Source organism: Mycobacterium sp. PS03-16 (assembly GCF_004570325.1).
Taxonomy (GTDB): Bacteria; Actinomycetota; Actinomycetes; order Mycobacteriales; family Mycobacteriaceae; genus Mycobacterium.
This window is the reverse complement of sequence record NZ_SPQO01000014.1, coordinates 39,412-54,597: the sequence shown is the minus strand read 5'-3', so window position 1 is coordinate 54,597 and position 15,186 is coordinate 39,412. Positions and strand designations below refer to the sequence as shown.

15 protein-coding genes and 1 pseudogene are annotated in these 15,186 nt (G+C 71.0%); 10 read left to right on the top strand and 6 right to left on the bottom strand.

Annotated features, from left to right (window positions below; translation table 11 throughout):
* The first annotated feature begins 132 nt into the window (after nt 1-132).
* Entirely contained in the window at nt 133-543 is a 411-nt protein-coding gene (locus tag E4P42_RS13940) for a hypothetical protein (RefSeq protein ID WP_245234016.1), read from the top strand.
* Nucleotides 544-558: 15 nt separating this feature from the next.
* On the opposite strand, the gene E4P42_RS13935 is transcribed toward E4P42_RS13940, so the two are convergent.
* The gene (locus tag E4P42_RS13935) at nt 559-1,530 is read right to left on the bottom strand and encodes an NADPH:quinone oxidoreductase family protein (RefSeq protein ID WP_135126664.1); all 972 of its coding nucleotides are present in this window, start codon (nt 1,528-1,530) and stop codon (nt 559-561) included.
* A gap of 44 nt (nt 1,531-1,574) precedes the next feature.
* Between E4P42_RS13935 and E4P42_RS13930 the strand changes: the two genes are divergently transcribed.
* Nucleotides 1,575-2,678, top strand: a complete 1,104-nt coding sequence (locus E4P42_RS13930; RefSeq protein WP_135126663.1) for an NAD(P)-dependent alcohol dehydrogenase — start codon at nt 1,575-1,577, stop codon at nt 2,676-2,678.
* 43 nt (nt 2,679-2,721) lie between these two features.
* A complete protein-coding gene (locus tag E4P42_RS13925) occupies nt 2,722-3,678 on the top strand; it encodes an alpha/beta fold hydrolase (protein ID WP_135126662.1) in 957 nt (318 codons plus the stop codon).
* A 3-nt stretch (nt 3,679-3,681) separates the two neighbouring features.
* Here E4P42_RS13925 and E4P42_RS13920 read toward each other — a convergent pair whose 3' ends face one another.
* Nucleotides 3,682-5,034: a flavin monoamine oxidase family protein gene (locus E4P42_RS13920; RefSeq protein WP_135126661.1), complete on the bottom strand. Its 1,353-nt coding sequence runs from the start codon at nt 5,032-5,034 to the stop codon at nt 3,682-3,684.
* Between the two features lie 151 nt (nt 5,035-5,185).
* Here E4P42_RS13920 and E4P42_RS13915 point away from each other — a divergent pair, with 151 nt between their 5' ends.
* On the top strand, nt 5,186-6,679 hold the full coding sequence (locus E4P42_RS13915) for an NAD(P)/FAD-dependent oxidoreductase (protein WP_135126660.1): 1,494 nt from the start codon (nt 5,186-5,188) through the stop codon (nt 6,677-6,679).
* Between the two features lie 340 nt (nt 6,680-7,019).
* Nucleotides 7,020-7,385 carry a DUF4345 domain-containing protein gene (locus tag E4P42_RS13905; protein WP_245234015.1) on the top strand — a complete coding sequence of 122 codons (366 nt, stop codon included), beginning with the start codon at nt 7,020-7,022 and terminating at the stop codon, nt 7,383-7,385.
* Here E4P42_RS13905 and E4P42_RS13900 read toward each other — a convergent pair.
* A complete protein-coding gene (locus tag E4P42_RS13900) occupies nt 7,382-8,521 on the bottom strand; it encodes a hypothetical protein (RefSeq protein WP_135126658.1) in 1,140 nt (379 codons plus the stop codon). The genes E4P42_RS13905 and E4P42_RS13900 overlap by 4 nt on opposite strands.
* Nucleotides 8,521-9,651, bottom strand: coding sequence for a phosphotransferase family protein (locus E4P42_RS13895; RefSeq protein ID WP_135126657.1), 1,131 nt, complete (start codon nt 9,649-9,651; stop codon nt 8,521-8,523). Before E4P42_RS13895 ends, E4P42_RS13900 begins: the two co-directional genes overlap by 1 nt.
* Before the next feature lie 44 nt (nt 9,652-9,695).
* Between E4P42_RS13895 and E4P42_RS13890 the strand changes: the two genes are divergently transcribed.
* Genes E4P42_RS13890 through E4P42_RS13880 form a run of 3 tightly spaced genes read left to right on the top strand, consistent with a single transcriptional unit; the run spans nt 9,696 to nt 11,807 of the window.
* A complete protein-coding gene (locus E4P42_RS13890; RefSeq protein WP_135126656.1) occupies nt 9,696-10,298 on the top strand; it encodes a TetR/AcrR family transcriptional regulator in 603 nt (200 codons plus the stop codon).
* A 4-nt stretch (nt 10,299-10,302) separates the two neighbouring features.
* A complete protein-coding gene (locus tag E4P42_RS13885; protein WP_135126655.1) occupies nt 10,303-10,989 on the top strand; it encodes a PIG-L deacetylase family protein in 687 nt (228 codons plus the stop codon).
* On the top strand, nt 10,986-11,807 hold the full coding sequence (locus tag E4P42_RS13880) for an ABC transporter ATP-binding protein (RefSeq protein WP_135126654.1): 822 nt from the start codon (nt 10,986-10,988) through the stop codon (nt 11,805-11,807). Before E4P42_RS13885 ends, E4P42_RS13880 begins: the two co-directional genes overlap by 4 nt.
* Here the strand turns inward: E4P42_RS13880 and E4P42_RS13875 are convergent.
* Entirely contained in the window at nt 11,804-12,577 is a 774-nt protein-coding gene (locus tag E4P42_RS13875; RefSeq protein ID WP_135126653.1) for an enoyl-CoA hydratase, read from the bottom strand. The genes E4P42_RS13880 and E4P42_RS13875 overlap by 4 nt on opposite strands.
* Nucleotides 12,578-12,588: 11 nt before the next feature.
* On the opposite strand from E4P42_RS13875, the pseudogene E4P42_RS13870 reads away from it, so the two are divergent.
* Together E4P42_RS13870 and E4P42_RS13865 are read left to right on the top strand one after the other, a co-directional pair.
* Nucleotides 12,589-13,722 (top strand): annotated as a pseudogene (locus tag E4P42_RS13870) (FAD-dependent monooxygenase); the annotation flags it as partial.
* Entirely contained in the window at nt 13,719-14,315 is a 597-nt protein-coding gene (locus tag E4P42_RS13865) for a TetR/AcrR family transcriptional regulator (protein ID WP_245234014.1), read from the top strand. The pseudogene E4P42_RS13870 and the gene E4P42_RS13865, both read left to right, overlap by 4 nt.
* Here the strand turns inward: E4P42_RS13865 and E4P42_RS13860 are convergent.
* Complete coding sequence (locus E4P42_RS13860) at nt 14,288-15,133, bottom strand: helix-turn-helix transcriptional regulator (protein ID WP_135126651.1); 846 nt, start codon at nt 15,131-15,133, stop codon at nt 14,288-14,290. The two genes, E4P42_RS13865 and E4P42_RS13860, sit on opposite strands and share 28 nt — an antisense overlap.
* Nucleotides 15,134-15,186: the final 53 nt, after the last annotated feature.

Here is a 15,186-nt window from a genome sequence, read left to right as displayed (position 1 = left end):
ATGCGGTTTGCGGCCTCGAGCCCTCGGGTACAGGAGCCTCGACGCCGACGAGATAAGTGGAGTTGAGAGGTAATGAGTGGAAAGCATCGAGCACCTGCAGCGATAGCCGAACGCCGGCCGACGAACTGGCCCGTGGTGGTCGGCGGATCGCTGTCGTTCGCCGTCGCCTCGGCCGGTGTCCTCGCCGGAGCGTTCGTCCACTTCTCGACGCCCGAATCCGCGGCGACGCCCGCCGCGCAGGCCCCGCAGGCGTCCAGCGCGCCCGTCGCCCAGCACGGCACCGTCATCGCGGTCACCGCCGATTCGGTCACCACCCGCAGCGACAACGGCGTGGTGCAGACCTACCGCATCACCCCGGACACCACTGCGGTGACCGTCGACCGCCAGCAGGCGGCGACGCCGGCCGCGTCGTTCTCGGTCGACGACCGGGTCTCGGTGTTCGCCACCGTGCAGTCCGGCCAGCCGGTCGCCGCCGCGGTGGCCGACCAGGCGGCCGTCGGGCCGAACGGCCCGCCGATGGACTACCAGCTCACCGCGTCCTGACTCCCAGGCCGCCGGTCAGCGCAGCGCGACGACCACTTTGCCCTTGGCGGTCCGATCCTCCAGCGCGGCAATCGCGTCCGCGGCGCGGTCCAACGGATAGACCTCCGGCTGCGGGGCAGGCACCTGACCCGAGGCCAGCATCGGTTCCAGTTCGGCCCACTGCTCGCGCACATACCCCGGGTGACTGAATGTCCATGCGCCCCAGCCGGCGCCGATCACGTCGACGTTGTTGAGCAGCAGACGGTTCACCTTCACGGTCGGGATGTCGCCGCCCGTGAACCCCACCACCAGCAACCGCCCGCCGGGTGCCAGTGACCGGATCGAATCGGTGAACCGGTCGCCGCCGACCGGGTCGAGCACGATGTCGACTCCGCGACCGCCGGTGAGTTCCTTGACCGCGTCCTTGAATCCGTCGGCCAGCACCACCTCCGACGCGCCCGCGGCCCGCGCCACCGCCTCCTTTTCCGGGGTGCTCACCACCGCGATGGTGCGCGACGCGCCCAGCGCCGGCGCCAGGCGCAGCGTCGAGGTGCCGATGCCGCCGGCGGCGCCGTGCACCAGCACGGTCTCGCCCTCGGCCAGCCTGCCGCGGGTGCGCAGCGCGAAATGCACCGTCAGATCGTTGAACAACAACCCGGCGCCCGCCTCGAACGACACCGCATCCGGTAGCGGGAACACCCGATCCGCAGGCAGCGCAACCACTTCGGCCATTCCGCCCGACAGCATCGTCAACCCCGCGACCCGGTCGCCCGCAGCGAGCCCGCTGTCGGCGGGTGCGCTGCGGACCACGCCGGCGATCTCGGCGCCGGGGGTGAACGGCAGCTCGGGCTTGTACTGGTAGAGCCCGCGGGTGAGCAGCGCATCCGGGAAGGCGACGCCCGCGGCGTGCACGTCGATGAGCACCTGGCCGTCGCCGTCCGGTTCGGCGACGTCGACGACCTGCGCCGCACCAGGACCGTCGAGTTGGGCAATCTGGATCGCGCGCATGGCTGCCTTTCTGTCGCCGACTGCCGTTCATTTAACATCCCGGGGTGATCGACGCCCGTGCCGCGGTCCTGCTGGAAGCCGGTGCCCATCCCGTCCTGTCCGACGTCGCCATCCGGCCGCCGGTGGCCGACGAGCTGCTGGTGCGCATCGACGCGGTCGGCATCTGCCACACCGACGTCAGCGTCGCCGCCCGCTGGCCGCAACGCCGGACGCCGATGGTGTTCGGCCACGAAGGCGCGGGCACCGTCACCGCCACCGGCCCGGACGCCACGCTGTCTGCCGGCCAGCGGGTGGTGCTCACCTTCGCCAGCTGCGGGCACTGCCCGTACTGCGCCGCGCACCAACCCGCCTACTGCGTGCACTCCACCGACCTCAACATGCGCGGCGACGGGGGAGGGGAGACCAGCGCGCTGCGCCTCGACGGTCGTCCGGTCGCCGGCGGATTCTTCGGCCAATCCAGCCACGCCACGTACGCGCTGACCCGCCAGCGCAACGCCGTGCCGATCGGCGACGACCTCGACCCCGCGCTGGCGGCGCCGCTCGGCTGCAGCGTGCAGACCGGCGTCGGGACAGTCCTCAACGCGCTCGCCGCGCGGCCCGAGCAGTCGGTCGTCGTATTCGGCGCGGGCGCGGTCGGGCTGTCGGCGGTGATGGGCGCCCGGGTCGCCGGCTGCCGCACGATCGTCGCCGTCGACCCCGTCGCATCCCGGCGCGACCTGGCCGCCGAGTTCGGCGCCACCGCAACCGTCGACCCGGCCGACTCCGCCGCCGACGTCACCGCCGCCCTTACCGAGCTCACCGGCGGCGGTGCGCACGCCGCCGTCGACACCACCGCGGTGCCCGACGTGCTGATGACCGCGCTGACCGTGCTGCGGCCCCGCGGCACCCTGGCCCTGCTCGGACTCGGCGCGCCGGTCGCGCCGCTGCCCGTCGGCCTGATCATGGGCAAGGGCCTGACCGTGCGCGGTGTCGTGGAGGGCGACAGCGAACCCCACACACTCATCCCGCACCTGGCCGCACTGACCCGCTCCGGCGAACTCCCGCTGCACCGGCTGGTCACCACGTATGCGTTCGAGGACTTCGGTGCGGCCTGGTCGGCGGCCACCACCGGCGCGGTCATCAAGCCGGTCCTGGTGACGGCCAGCTAAGCTCGACAGACCCGGCACCGTCGCCGGGTGGAGGGAGCCCGCCGTGGGACGCGCCGCACCGCCCAGCCGATTCGCCGCCGCGCAGGCGCTGCCGCCGAGCCGCGTGGTCCCGGTCCGCTCCATCGACGGGGTGCGGCTGCACACCGAGGTCTTCGGCCCCGACGACGCCCCGCCGGTGGTGCTGGCCCACGGCATCACCTGCGCCATCCGAGTGTGGGCCTATCAGATCGCCGATTTGGCGACGGATTTCCGCGTCATCGCCTACGACCACCGCGGTCACGGCCGCAGCGGTGTGCCGCCGCGGCGCGGAAACTACAGCCTCGACTACCTCGCCGCCGATCTCGACGCCGTGCTCGACGCCACGGTGCGCTCCCATGAGCGCGCGGTCATCGCCGGTCACTCGATGGGCGGCATCGCAATCACCTCCTGGGCGCAGCGCTACCCCGAACGCGTCGCGCAGCGCATCGCCGCCGCGGCGCTGATCAACACCACCACCGGCGATCTGCTGCGCGATGTCCAGTTCCTGCCGGTGCCGCGCCGGCTGTCGGCCGCCCGCGTGCTGGCCGGCGGGCGCATGCTCAAGACGTTCGGGGCGGCGCCGCTGTTCGCCGCGGCGCAGCGGCCGAGCCGCCGGTTCGTCTCGGCGTTGGCGGTGGGCCGCACCGCCGATCCCGCTGTCGCGGAGTTCGTCTACGAGTTGTTCGCCGCCACACCGGCGGCCGGGCGCGGCGGATGGGCCGGGGTGCTGGTCGACAAGCTGGGACCGCGCCACATCGGGCTGGAGAGCCTCACGGTGCCGACGCTGGTCATCGGCAGCACCAAGGACCGCCTGCTGCCGATCACCTCGTCGCGCCGGATCGCCGAATTGGCGCCCGATCTCGCGGAGTTCGTCGAGCTGCCCGGTGGGCACTGCGCGATCCTCGAATGCCCCGCCGAGGTCAACCGCGCACTGCGGAGGCTGGCCACGTCGGCGACCGGCGGGCAGCGCGCCACCTCCTGACCGCTAGCCCGCCAACCGCGCGTGCGCCTCGGCCGCGGCGCGCCGGCCCGACCGCACCGCGCCGTCGAGGAATCCCGTCCACTCGTCGGCGGTTTCGGTCCCCGCCCAGAAGATGCCGTCGACCGGCGCCCGCAGCGACGGGCCGTAGTCCGTCCACGAACCCGGCGGCACCGCCGCGGTCGGGCCGCCGGGGGCGAACGCCTCGGCGCCCCACAGGTGGTCGACGTAGTCGATCGGATGGGCGGCCGGCTCGCCGAACAGCGCGGTGAACCCGGCCACCGCGCGCTCCCGGCGTTCCTGCGGCGCCAGCCCGTCGAAGGTGGCGGCGTCGGTGAAGCCGAGCAGGATGCCCGGACCGGCCTCCGACGGGCTGACATCGAAGGTGATGAACACCGGCCCCTCGTCGGACAGCGCCTCGCCCGAACATCCGCCGTCGCGCCAGAACGGCGTCTCATAGGCGGCGTAGGCCTTGCTCAACCGGCCCTGCGGCCAGTGCCCGGCCAGCTCGGCGTACCCCTCGGGCAGCGGCGGCTGGAACGTGATCGCCGACCGGTGCGCGGGCGCGATGGCGACGATCACCGCGCGCGCCGCGATCTGCCCGTGGTCGGTGTCGACGCACAGCGTGCCGTCGGCGTGGCGGTGCACCCGCCGCACCGGGGTGCCGAGCCGCACCCGCCCGCCGAGCTGTTCGGCGATCCGCAGCGCGATCTGCTGGGCGCCGCCGGGGAAGCGGTCCTGCTGCGCGCCGCCGTCCACGTCGAGCATCCGCCCGATGCCACCGGCCGCCTTGACGTAGCGCACCGCGTGCAGCATCGACACCGCGTCCGGCTCGCAGCCCCAGGTGACCCTGGACATGATCGCCATCAGGTCGCGGGTCGAGGCGTTGGCGTGCACCGATCGCAACCACTGCTCGAGGCTCTGCTCGTCGAGCCGGTGCGCCGAGGACGCCGTCCACGGCGCGGCGACGGGCACCTGCCGGCACAGCCGCTCGAAGCGCCACTGGATTCGCGACACGTCGAGCAGTTCGAGTATCGACAGGCGCGGGACGGTGCTGCGGTAGGAGCGCACCCGGCCGCGCCAGCGGATCAGGTTCTTGCCGCGGTTGTGGGTGCGCACGGTCTCACAGCGCAACTCGGCGGCCAGCGCCCGCACCGCGTCCTGGGTGGGGCCGATGAACGTTGCCCCCAGGTCGACCGGTGTGCCGGCGACGGTGCCGGTGAGCGCCCGCCCACCGACCCGGTTGCGGCCCTCGAGCACCGTGACGTCGTGGCCGAGCCGCACCAGCTCACGCGCTGCCGTCAACCCCGCGAAGCCGGCGCCCACCACGACGACGTCGACGTTGTCCCCCACGTTCATGGCACCAGGCTCTCACGCTGGGCAGATGATCACGGCGTTGTTCGGACCCGCGAGCGAGATCGACGGGGATCGGTTTGGCGGAGACCGTCGACTCGCTGTGCGACGGAGCCCTATGGTGGGGTCGGTACGGATGCGGACCAATGGAGGTTCCATGAGTGACGGCACGGCTGAGTACTCCGATGTGGTGATCATCGGCGCGGGCATCTCCGGGTTGGGGGCGGCCTACCGGATCCACGAGAAGAACCGGCAGCTCAGCTATACGGTGCTCGAGCGCCGGGAGCGGATTGGCGGGACGTGGGACCTGTTCCGCTATCCGGGGATCCGTTCGGACAGCGACATCTTCACGCTCAGCTACCCCTATGAGCCGTGGACGCGGCAGGAAAACGTGGCCGACGGCGAGCACATCCGCGAGTACCTCACCCGCACCGCCGCCAAGTACGGCATCGACCGCCACATCCGGTTCAACACCCGCGTCACCTCCGCCGAATGGGACTCCGCCACCGACACCTGGACCGTGCGCACGGTGGCTTCCGGCCCCGGCGGTGACGAGGAGAAGGTCTACCGGGGCCGCTTCCTGTTCTGCGGCACCGGCTACTACAACTACGACGACCCGTACCGCCCGGAGTTCCCCGGCATCGAGGAGTTTCGCGGCGAGGTGGTCCACCCCCAGTTCTGGCCCGAGACGCTGGACTACTCCGGGAAGCGGGTGGTGGTCGTCGGCAGCGGCGCCACCGCCATCAGCCTGATCCCGGCCCTGGCGGAGAAGGCCGCGCACGTGACCATGCTGCAACGCTCACCCACGTACATGATGTCGATGTCGCGGGTCGACCCGATGGTCGAGTTCATCCGCCGGTGGCTGCCGCAGCGGCTGTCGCATCCGGTGGTGCGCTTCCGCAACGCGATGATCCACATCCTGCTGTACACGATGTTCCGCAAGGCGCCGCGGTTCGGCCGCTGGCTGATCCGCAACCGGACCGTCGCCGCGCTCCCGCAGAGCTACCCGGTCGACGTGCACTTCAAGCCGCGGTACAACCCCTGGGATCAGCGAATGTGCCTCGTGCTCGACGGGGATCTCTTCGAGCACATCAGTGCCGGGGAGGCCGAGGTCGTCACCGACCACATCGAGCGCATCGACGCCGACGGCATCGTGCTGCAGTCCGGGAAGCGGATCGACGCCGACGTGATCGTCACCGCCACCGGCCTGCAGTTGCAGGCGCTCGGCGGTATCCGGATCTTCATCGACGGCAACGAGATCAAGCCCACCGACCGGTTCGTCTATAAGGAATACCTGCTCGAGGACGTGCCGAACCTGGCGTGGTGCATCGGCTACACCAACGCCTCCTGGACGCTGCGCGCGGACATGACCGCCCGCGCGGTCGCAAAGCTGTTGGCCTACATGGGCGAACACGGCTACACCCACGCCTACCCGCATCTGGGGCAGGTGCCGATGAGCGAGAAGCTGACGTGGGACCTCGAAGCCAACTACATCAAGCGCGCCCCGCACGCACTGCCGCGTTCGGGCACCCGCCGGCCCTGGAAGGTGCGGCACAACTACGTCCTCGACGCGATCGACCACCGCTTCGACCGGATCGAGGAGTCGATGGTGTTCGGCAGGGTGCCCGCCCCGGAACGGCAGCCGGCGTGATCACGGGGTCCGCACCACCACACCGCTGCTGAGCAGCGCGGTCGCGGACAGGCCGAACGTCGCGGGTGTTCAGGTGATGGATGGTCCGCGGCGGGATCAGCACGCTCACCGCCCGCACGATCACCGAGCCCATCGTCACGGTGAGGAGTCCGTCGACGGCCACCGCCAGGCAGGACACCGACCCCGAGTGTGGCGCCAACCCCAGTCCGGGCCCGGCGTAGAGGGCCTGCCCGGGCCACAACCACACCGTCGGGGAGCACGTTCGTGGAAGCGCCGAGGCGATGGCGTCCGACATGCTGACCCCCGACCCCAGCCGATGTGTCTTCTCCCGGAGGTTACCGTGGCCGCTGCCGTGATCGTCGTCGTCGCCGTGTTCTTCGCCGGTATGGGGTGTTACGCGCTCGCGGCGCCGGCGGCGCTCATCCGCCCATTCGGTATCGACGTCACAACCGGCACCGCACGGTCGGAGGTGCGCGCCGTCTACGGCGGCTTCGGCCTCGGGGTGACTGCCGTCCTGCTGGCGGCCCTCTGGCAGGACGGGCCGGTACGCACCGGCGTCCTGATCACCGTCGGAGCGGCGCTGGCGGGCATGGCCGGTGGTCGGGTGATCGCCGCCGTGCTCGGCGACCGGACCACGTTCTATCCCAACTGGTTCTACTGCGGGGTGGAGGCCGCGGCGGCCGCCGCGTTGTTCGCCATCGCCTAGGGCGCGACGGTCAGCCAGTCGGCGAAGCCGGACGGGTCGTGGCGGCCCAGCGCGCCGTGTTCGAACAGGCCCCAACCCTCGAGGGTGCGGCCGCCGACCTGGCAGGTGGCCCGGCCGACGTGGTCGATGACACCGAACATCGCGCGGCCGGACACCGCGGGGTCCGACAGGTCGTAATCGAGGCGCTCGGTGAACTTCTCGCCCTTCCAGACGCCGTGGATCCAGTCGCTGTCGCCGCCGTAACCGCCGCCGATGTGGATCGGCACGGGCAGCTTCGACTCGACTTCGAAGACGAGTGGGTCACCGTCGGGGGTGGCCGCCTCGATGGTGGCGCCGTGGGGGATGCGGGTTCCCGAGGTGTAGTGAACCTTCACCCGGGGCCAACCGAGCTGCTCGACCCGCCCGTCGGTGAAGACCCGCGTGCAGTCGTTGAGCGAGCGGAATCCGCTGGGGTCCTCCTGAATGATCAGCACGATCGCGAAGTCCTCGAACGCCATCGGCACATACAGCCACCACATGCCCTCGAACGGCGGATCGGCCGGGCGCCCGGCCGGTTCGGCCTCCCCGATGGGACGGATGCCCCAGGACCGGTCCCGGGTGCCGATCCAGGTCGACGGATCGACCACGATCTCCTCGCCGTCGACGGCGATGCGGCCGCTCCACGCGCCGACCTGGGCGAAGCGTTGCGCGTCCAGCGTCACCCGGTTGCCGGTGCGCAGGACGTGGGGCTGTTCCTGCACGACGCCGTACAGGCCCTCCCACGTGAGATCCACTGCGACACCTTCGGTCTCGTCCATCACGATGCGCAGCTTGTGCAGCGGCTCGTCGACCTCGACGCGGTATGCGCCGACGTGCTGGTGGAGCCGGTCGGAGTCGATGGCGTCGGACAGGTGCACCGCGGTGTGCGTGTCGCCGAGCAGGCCCCTCTCGCCGCCGCGGCGGCGCGACAGCAGCACGAACGCGTCCTTGACGCCGAGATTCGGGTAGTACCCGATGCCGGTGATGAGGAACAGGTCACCGGTGCGATCGTGGGCGTTGAAATAGGACCGGTCGTAGAAGTTGCGGTCCGACGAACCCGGCCAGGCGATCGGCTGCGGCACCTGGTGCACCGGGAATTCGTCCATGGGGCCGAGCATCACGGGTTCCTCTCGATGAGGCGGCGCAGCAACGCGCCGTGATAGAAGAGCGATTCGACGTCGGTGGGCGGTTCGATCTCGCCGAACCGCACCCGGCGGGCGCTGGTGCGCATGAACACACACGCCCAGATGACCCCGGAGTACACGTAGAACCAGTGCAGATCGCCGAGGTGTACACCGGTCATCTCGGCATAGGTGGCCTTCACCTCGTCCTCGCGCATGAAGTGCGGCATGCCCTCGAGGCCGGCGAGCCCGGTCAACTCCTGAAACACCATGTGGGCGAAGATCATCCACGCCACATCGAGCTCCCGCGGGCCGAGGGTGGCCATCTCCCAGTCGAGGACGGCCACCGGCGCGAAGTCGCGGTAGAGCACGTTACCGATGCGGGCGTCGCCCCAGGCCAGCACGGGGTCGCCGGCGGCGATGTCGGCCGGCCAGTGCTGTTCGAGCCAGGCCAGCGCCTGCTCGATCAGCTCCGAGCGGCCGATGTCGCGCACCGCGAACTCGTACCAGTCCTTGAGCCAGTTGAGGTTCCGCCGCAGCGCGGTGTCCCCGGGACCTCTCACCAGAAACCCGAAGGCGTCCTGCGGATCGGGGATCGCGTGCAGTTCGGCGAGCACCGCCACCGTGCGGTCCTGCAGCTCCCGCTGCCGTTCGGCCGGGGCGTCGTAGAACCAGTTCCCACCGAACGTGTAGGGCATGACGTCGGGCGGAACCAGCCCGTCGACGTACTCCATGAGGAAGAACGGCGTGCCCAGGACCGATCCCGTCGGTTCGAGCCAGCGCACCGTGGGCACCGGCACGCCGGTCTTCTCGGCGACCAGGCGGATCACCTCGAACTGGTGGTCCAGGCGGTAGTCGGAGAACACCGGCACGTCGTGCGCCGACGGCGCGACGCGCGCGACGAAGCGCTGCTCGGTGCGGCCCCCGGCGTCCTCCCAGCGCACGGTGAGCACGATGGTCTCCGAGGACATGCCGTTGGCGTCGATCCCGCTCTCCACCAACACTTCCGGCGCGGTGTCGGGCAGCTGGGTGGCCAGCCAGCCCGACAGGATGCCGGGCAGCGTTGTGACGTCGCGGCTGGCCCGCTGCAGGCGGCTGACCTCTTCGACAGCCGGTTCGTGAGGCATCCGTGCACCCTTTCGCCCGTAATTACGATACGGTGAGTAGCGATATGAAAGCAGACCCGTCATCGGTTGACAAGGCCCAGTCCGCGGGACGTCCCCGTGACCCGCGTATCGACGCTGCCATACTGCGCGCCACCGCGGATCTGCTTGCCGAAATCGGCTACTCGAACGTGACCATGGCCGCGGTGGCCGAGCGGGCCGGCACCACGAAGACCGCCCTGTACCGCCGGTGGTCCAGCAAGGCTGAGCTGGTGCACGAGGCCGCGTTCCCGGCCGCACCCACCGCGCTGTCCGCGCCGGCGGGGGACATCGCCGCCGACGTGCGCGCGATGGTCGCCGCGACCCGCGACGTGTTCACCAGCCCCGTGGTGCGGGCGGCGCTGCCCGGGCTGATCGCCGACATCGCCGACGACGCGGAGCTGGGGGCGCGGGTGATGGAGCGGTTCACCGGCGTGTTCGCCGCGGTGCGGGCGCGGCTGGCCGACGCGGTCACCCGCGGCGAGGTCCGCGGCGATGTCGACCCCGACCGGCTCATCGAGGTGATCGGCGGCGCCACGATGCTCGGCCTGTTGCTGCGGCCCGGAGTCGACCTCGATGAGGACTGGGTGGAGCAGACCAGCGCGATCTTGATCGGCGGTGTGGTGGCATAGGGCGGTGACCCTGCAACCGTTCCCGGCCGGCTGGCGCACCGCGCTGGTCCTGGTGCCGCATCCCGACGACCCCGAATACGGTATCGGCGCCGCGGTCGCGAAGTGGACCGCGCAGGGCCGCGTCGTGCACTACGCGCTCGCCTCCCGCGGCGAGGCCGGTATCGCGGGACTGGCGCCGGAGCAGGCCGGACCGCTCCGGGAGCAGGAGCAGCGCCGGTCGGCCGCCGTCGTCGGCGTGCACGACGTGCAGTTCTGGGACTTCCCCGACAGCCGCATCCGAGACACCCCCGCGCTGCGCGCCCGGATCGTCGACACCATCCGCACGGTGGCGCCGGACGTGGTGATCACGATCTACAGCGGCCCCGAGTGGGCGCCCGGCTCACCCAACCAGCGCGACCACATCGAGTTCGCCACCGCGGTCGCCGCGGCGTACGACTCGATGGCCGACCCGCCGGAGTGGCTGTTCGAGAACGGCCCGGACGCCACCCACGGCGAGACCGTCGACGGGTTCATCGACGCGGCGGTGGAATCGCTGGCCGCGCACGAGCGTTATCTGTCGGTGCTGGATCCCGCAACCCCGGTGCGCGAGCAGGCGCGCAGGCAGGTCGAGATGACCACCGGCCCACGCCCGGAGTTCGGGGGCCGGCCCACCGTGGAGTTCATCCTCAAACGCCCCAGGAGTGTGACGTGACCAAGACCGCCCACCGGCCCGACCTCCTGCGTGCCGAGGCGGTCGGCGTGGTGCGCAGCGGACGGCATCTGCTCGCCGACGTCACCGTGCACATCGAAGCCGGGCAGAGCTGGGTGCTGCTGGGCCCCAACGGCGCCGGCAAAAGCACGCTGCTCAGCCTGTTCGGCGCGATCGCGCATCCCAGCAGCGGCACCGTCGAGGTGCTGGGCCACCGGCTCGGCCGGGTCGACATGCGGGAACTGCGCACCCACATCGGTCATGTCGACCCGCGCCACCGCGTCGACGCACCCCTGTCGGTGCGCGAGGTGGTGCTGACCGGCCTGACCAACACCCCCGAATTCGTCCCGCGCTGGACGCCGACGGCCGAGCAGGCCGACCGTGCCGAGGAACTGATCGGCTCTCTCGGGCTGACCGGACGCGCCGACGCCCGCTGGCAGGTGCTGTCACAGGGTGAACGCGGACGCGCGCTGATCGCCCGCGCGCTGATCGGTGAGCCGCATCTGCTCATCCTCGACGAGCCGGCCACCGGTCTGGATCTGGCTGCGCGCGAACAACTCCTGGCCGCGATGGACGGGTTGCGGCGTACCGATCCGCAGCTGGCGACGGTGCTGGTGACCCACCACATCGAGGAGATTCCGTCGACCACCTCCCATGCGTTGCTGCTACGGGACGGTCGGGTGATCGCCCAGGGCCCGGTGCACGGCGTGTTGACCTCCGACGCGATCAGCGCCTGCTTCAATCATCCGATCCGCATCGGCAGCCACGGCGGGCGGTGGTTCGCCCAGTCCGACACCGGACCGCAGCGGCAGGTCGGCTAACCCGGCGTGATCTGCGACCGGTTCCGCGCGATCACCTTCTCGAAACGCTCCCCGAGGCCGATGAAGTCGCGCACCTGGGCCGACGCGATGTCGCGTTCGGCGGCCAGCGCGGGGGAGAGCGCCGGACCGGTTCCGCGCGAGTAGATCTCCTTGAGCCCGGCCATCGTCGCGGCGGGGACCTCGGCGATCTGGGTCGCCAGCTCGAGCGCCCGGGTCAGCAGCCGGTCGTGCGAGACGACCTCGGTCACCAGCCCGATGCGTTCGGCCCGCGCGGCGTCGACCACCTCGCCGGTCATCGACAGCCGCCGGGCCATCGCCGCGCCGACCACCTGCGGCAGCCGGGCGGTCATGCCGCCACCGGGCAGGATGCCGACGCGGGCGTGGGTGTCGGCGAACACCGCGCGGTCGGAGGCGATCAGGAAGTCGCAACCCAGCGCCATCTCCAGTCCACCGGTGAACACCGCGCCGTTGACGGCGCCGATGATCGGGGTGGTCATCTCGGCGACGCGGGTGATACAGCTGCGGGAGGCGAATTCGCCGAAGTAGCGAGCGCCGTCGCGGGCGGCCTCCTTGAGGTCGACGCCCGCGCAGAACGCCGGATCGGCGCCGGTGAGCACCACCGCGCGCACCGCCTCGTCGGCGTCGGCCTCGGACAGCGCGTCGTACAGGGCACCGAACAGCGCACGGCCGAGCGCGTTGCGTGCCTCGGGACGGTTCATGGTGAGGACGCGGACGGCGCCGTGGTCGGCCTGCATGACGAGCGAAGTCATGGGTCGAACTTAGCGCCGCCAACTTCCTGCATGCCCGCGGATCCGAGGTGCTCGACCGCATCGGCGCGCTCGGTGACCTGCCCGAGCGGTCGGTGCCTGCCATGCGCATCACCACCTACCTCGGGGACAAGCCGGTCATGCGGGTGCGGTTCGGTGATCCGCAGCTGCACACCGCCGCCCCGCCGATGGTGATCTCACAGGCCGCCGTGGAGAGCGTGCTGCGAGCCAGGCTCACCGAACTGGGCGGCGAAATCTCCTGGGGCGCAGCGTTGACCGAGTTCGGCCAAGACGGCAGCGGGGTGTCCGTCACGCTGGGCACGCACGAACGCGTCCGCGCGTAGTGGCTGCTCGGCTGCGACGGTGCCGCCAGCACCACACGCCGCTGTGCGGGCATCGATTTCCCGGGAGTGCGGCTCTCCGAACGGTTCCTGCTGGCCGACGTGCGACTGGACTGGGATCTCGACCGGACCGGTACCACCGGGTGGATCCACCCCGACGGCATGGTGGGCGTGATGCCGATGCCCGACGGTCTGTGGCGGGTGATCGCCTACGACCCCGGCCGGGCGGACCGGCCCACCGATGCCCAGATCCTGACGCGGCTGCGGCGCATCCTGCCCGAGCGCACCGGGCGCGATGTGCACGTGACCGCCGCTGAGTGGCTTTCGATGTTCAGCGTGCATCGCCGGCTCGCCGATACCTATCGCCGCGGTCGGGTGTTCCTCGCCGGCGACGCCGCGCACACCCATGCGCCGTTCGGCGGTCAGGGGATGCTGACCGGCCTCGGTGACGCCGAGAATCTGGCGTGGAAGCTGGCGCTGGTGGTCGACCGGCGCGCCGAGCCCGCGCTGCTCGACACCTATGAGGCCGAGCGGCGACCGCTTGCCACCGAGGTGCTGCGCGGCACCAGTTTCGCCACCAAGATCAACGTCGCGCAGAGCCCGGTCGGCCGTATGATCCGGGACCACGTCGTCGTGCCGCTGGCGAACCGCCCGTCGTCGCTTCGCCGCCACCTGCGACCGGGCGACCGCGTTCCCGGCATCCCCGGTGCGGAACTCGCCGGGGGATGGGCGCTGGTGTCCGCCGACGACGCCCACGGCCTGCGGCACTGGCTGCAGTCGGCATTGACGACCGGATCCGTGCGGTGACCGCGAGCCGTGGACGTCCCCGGGACCCGGCGCTGGACGCCACGATCCTGTCGGCCGCACTCGACCTGTTCATCGCGCACGGCATCACCGGCATGAGCATCGAACAGGTGGCCAAGCGGGCGGGCGTCGGGAAACCCACCGTCTACCGGCGGTGGCCCACCAAGGAGCGGTTGGTCGCCGATGCGATCGAGGCGCACGTCGCCGCCGACGTCCGGTGGCCGACGGCCGAGGAGATCGCCGCCATCGCGCCGCGCGACCTCGTCGCCCGCAATGTGGCGGCCGCCGCCCGAACCGCCGCCGACCCGAGATTTCGCGCGCTCGTCGCCCAGGTCTACGGGTCGGCCGTCACCCATCCGATGCTCATGCAGACCTACTGGACCCACCACATCGCACCGCGCCGGGCGCTGACCATCGCGATGCTCGAGCGGGCGCAGACCGACGGCACGATCGCCGCCGACGCCGACCTGGATGTGCTGGTCGACATGCTCGCCGGCGCCACCACCTACCGTGTGCTGCAACCGGATCCGCTCACCGCACGGCAGATGAAGCGCTACCTCGAGGCGCTCTACCGGCAGGTCGGACTGCTGGCGTAGCGCGACAACCGGGACAACGCGTCATGCGACGGCGTTCCCGCGTCGGCGGTGAACAGGATCATCAACTGATCGCGATCCGGGATCGACAGCAGGTCGCAGTGCAGGTCGATCGGCCCGACGACGGCATGGGTCATGGATTTGATCTGGTGGCGCGGGACGACGACGTCGACCCCATGCCACAGTGAGTCGAATCGAGGGCTGGTGCCGCGTAGTTCGGCGATCAGCGCCTGTAGATCGCGGTCGCGCGGATAACGCTCGGTGACGGCGCGTAGCTGGCTGACGGCGAACCGTGCGAAATCCTCGCTGCCACTGACGCCGTGGTGGCGCCGGGCCGGGTCGGGTTCGAGGAAGAAGGAACGCACGAGGTTGCGCTGACGACCCGGGATTGCGGACAGGTCCCCGAAGACCGCGGTCGCCAGACTGTTCCACGCCAGAATGTCGTACTTCGCATCCAGGATCAGTGCCGCCGTGTCGGGCATTCGATCGATGAGGTCGATGACGCTCGGCGCGACATCGCGTCGCGTTTGCGCATTGTCCTCCTCGGGTGAGCGGCCCGAGAGCGTGAACAGCAAGGTGCGCTCGTCATCGCTGAGTTTGAGCGCCTGGCTCACGCTGCTGAGGACCTCTGACGACGGCCGCGACGCGCGAGCCTGTTCCAGCCGCGTGTAGTACGACGCGGAGATGTGCGCCAAGGCGGCGACCTCCTCGCGCCGCAGACCCGCCGTCCGGCGGGGTCCGTCAGAAGGCAGGTCGACGTCGCTGGGCCGAAGCCGGGCCCGACGGTCGCGCAGGAAACGCGCCATGGGCCGTTGATCCATGCCCCCGAGTATGCCGCCCACGCGGGGATTCGTGGCTGACACAATGTGTGTCT

Bases quoted from the DNA above. Each gene is read 5' to 3' on its own strand.
- E4P42_RS13895 (WP_135126657.1), bottom strand. From the start codon at position 9,651: ATGCCTCACGAACCGGCTGTCGAAGAGGTCAGCCGCCTGCAGCGGGCC.
- E4P42_RS13860 (WP_135126651.1), bottom strand. From the start codon at position 15,133: ATGGATCAACGGCCCATGGCGCGTTTCCTGCGCGACCGTCGGGCCCGG.
- E4P42_RS13935 (WP_135126664.1), bottom strand. From the start codon at position 1,530: ATGCGCGCGATCCAGATTGCCCAACTCGACGGTCCTGGTGCGGCGCAG.
- E4P42_RS13920 (WP_135126661.1), bottom strand. From the start codon at position 5,034: ATGAACGTGGGGGACAACGTCGACGTCGTCGTGGTGGGCGCCGGCTTC.
- E4P42_RS13890 (WP_135126656.1), top strand. From the start codon at position 9,696: ATGAAAGCAGACCCGTCATCGGTTGACAAGGCCCAGTCCGCGGGACGT.
- E4P42_RS13900 (WP_135126658.1), bottom strand. From the start codon at position 8,521: ATGCTCGGCCCCATGGACGAATTCCCGGTGCACCAGGTGCCGCAGCCG.
- E4P42_RS13915 (WP_135126660.1), top strand. From the start codon at position 5,186: ATGAGTGACGGCACGGCTGAGTACTCCGATGTGGTGATCATCGGCGCG.
- E4P42_RS13875 (WP_135126653.1), bottom strand. From the start codon at position 12,577: ATGACTTCGCTCGTCATGCAGGCCGACCACGGCGCCGTCCGCGTCCTC.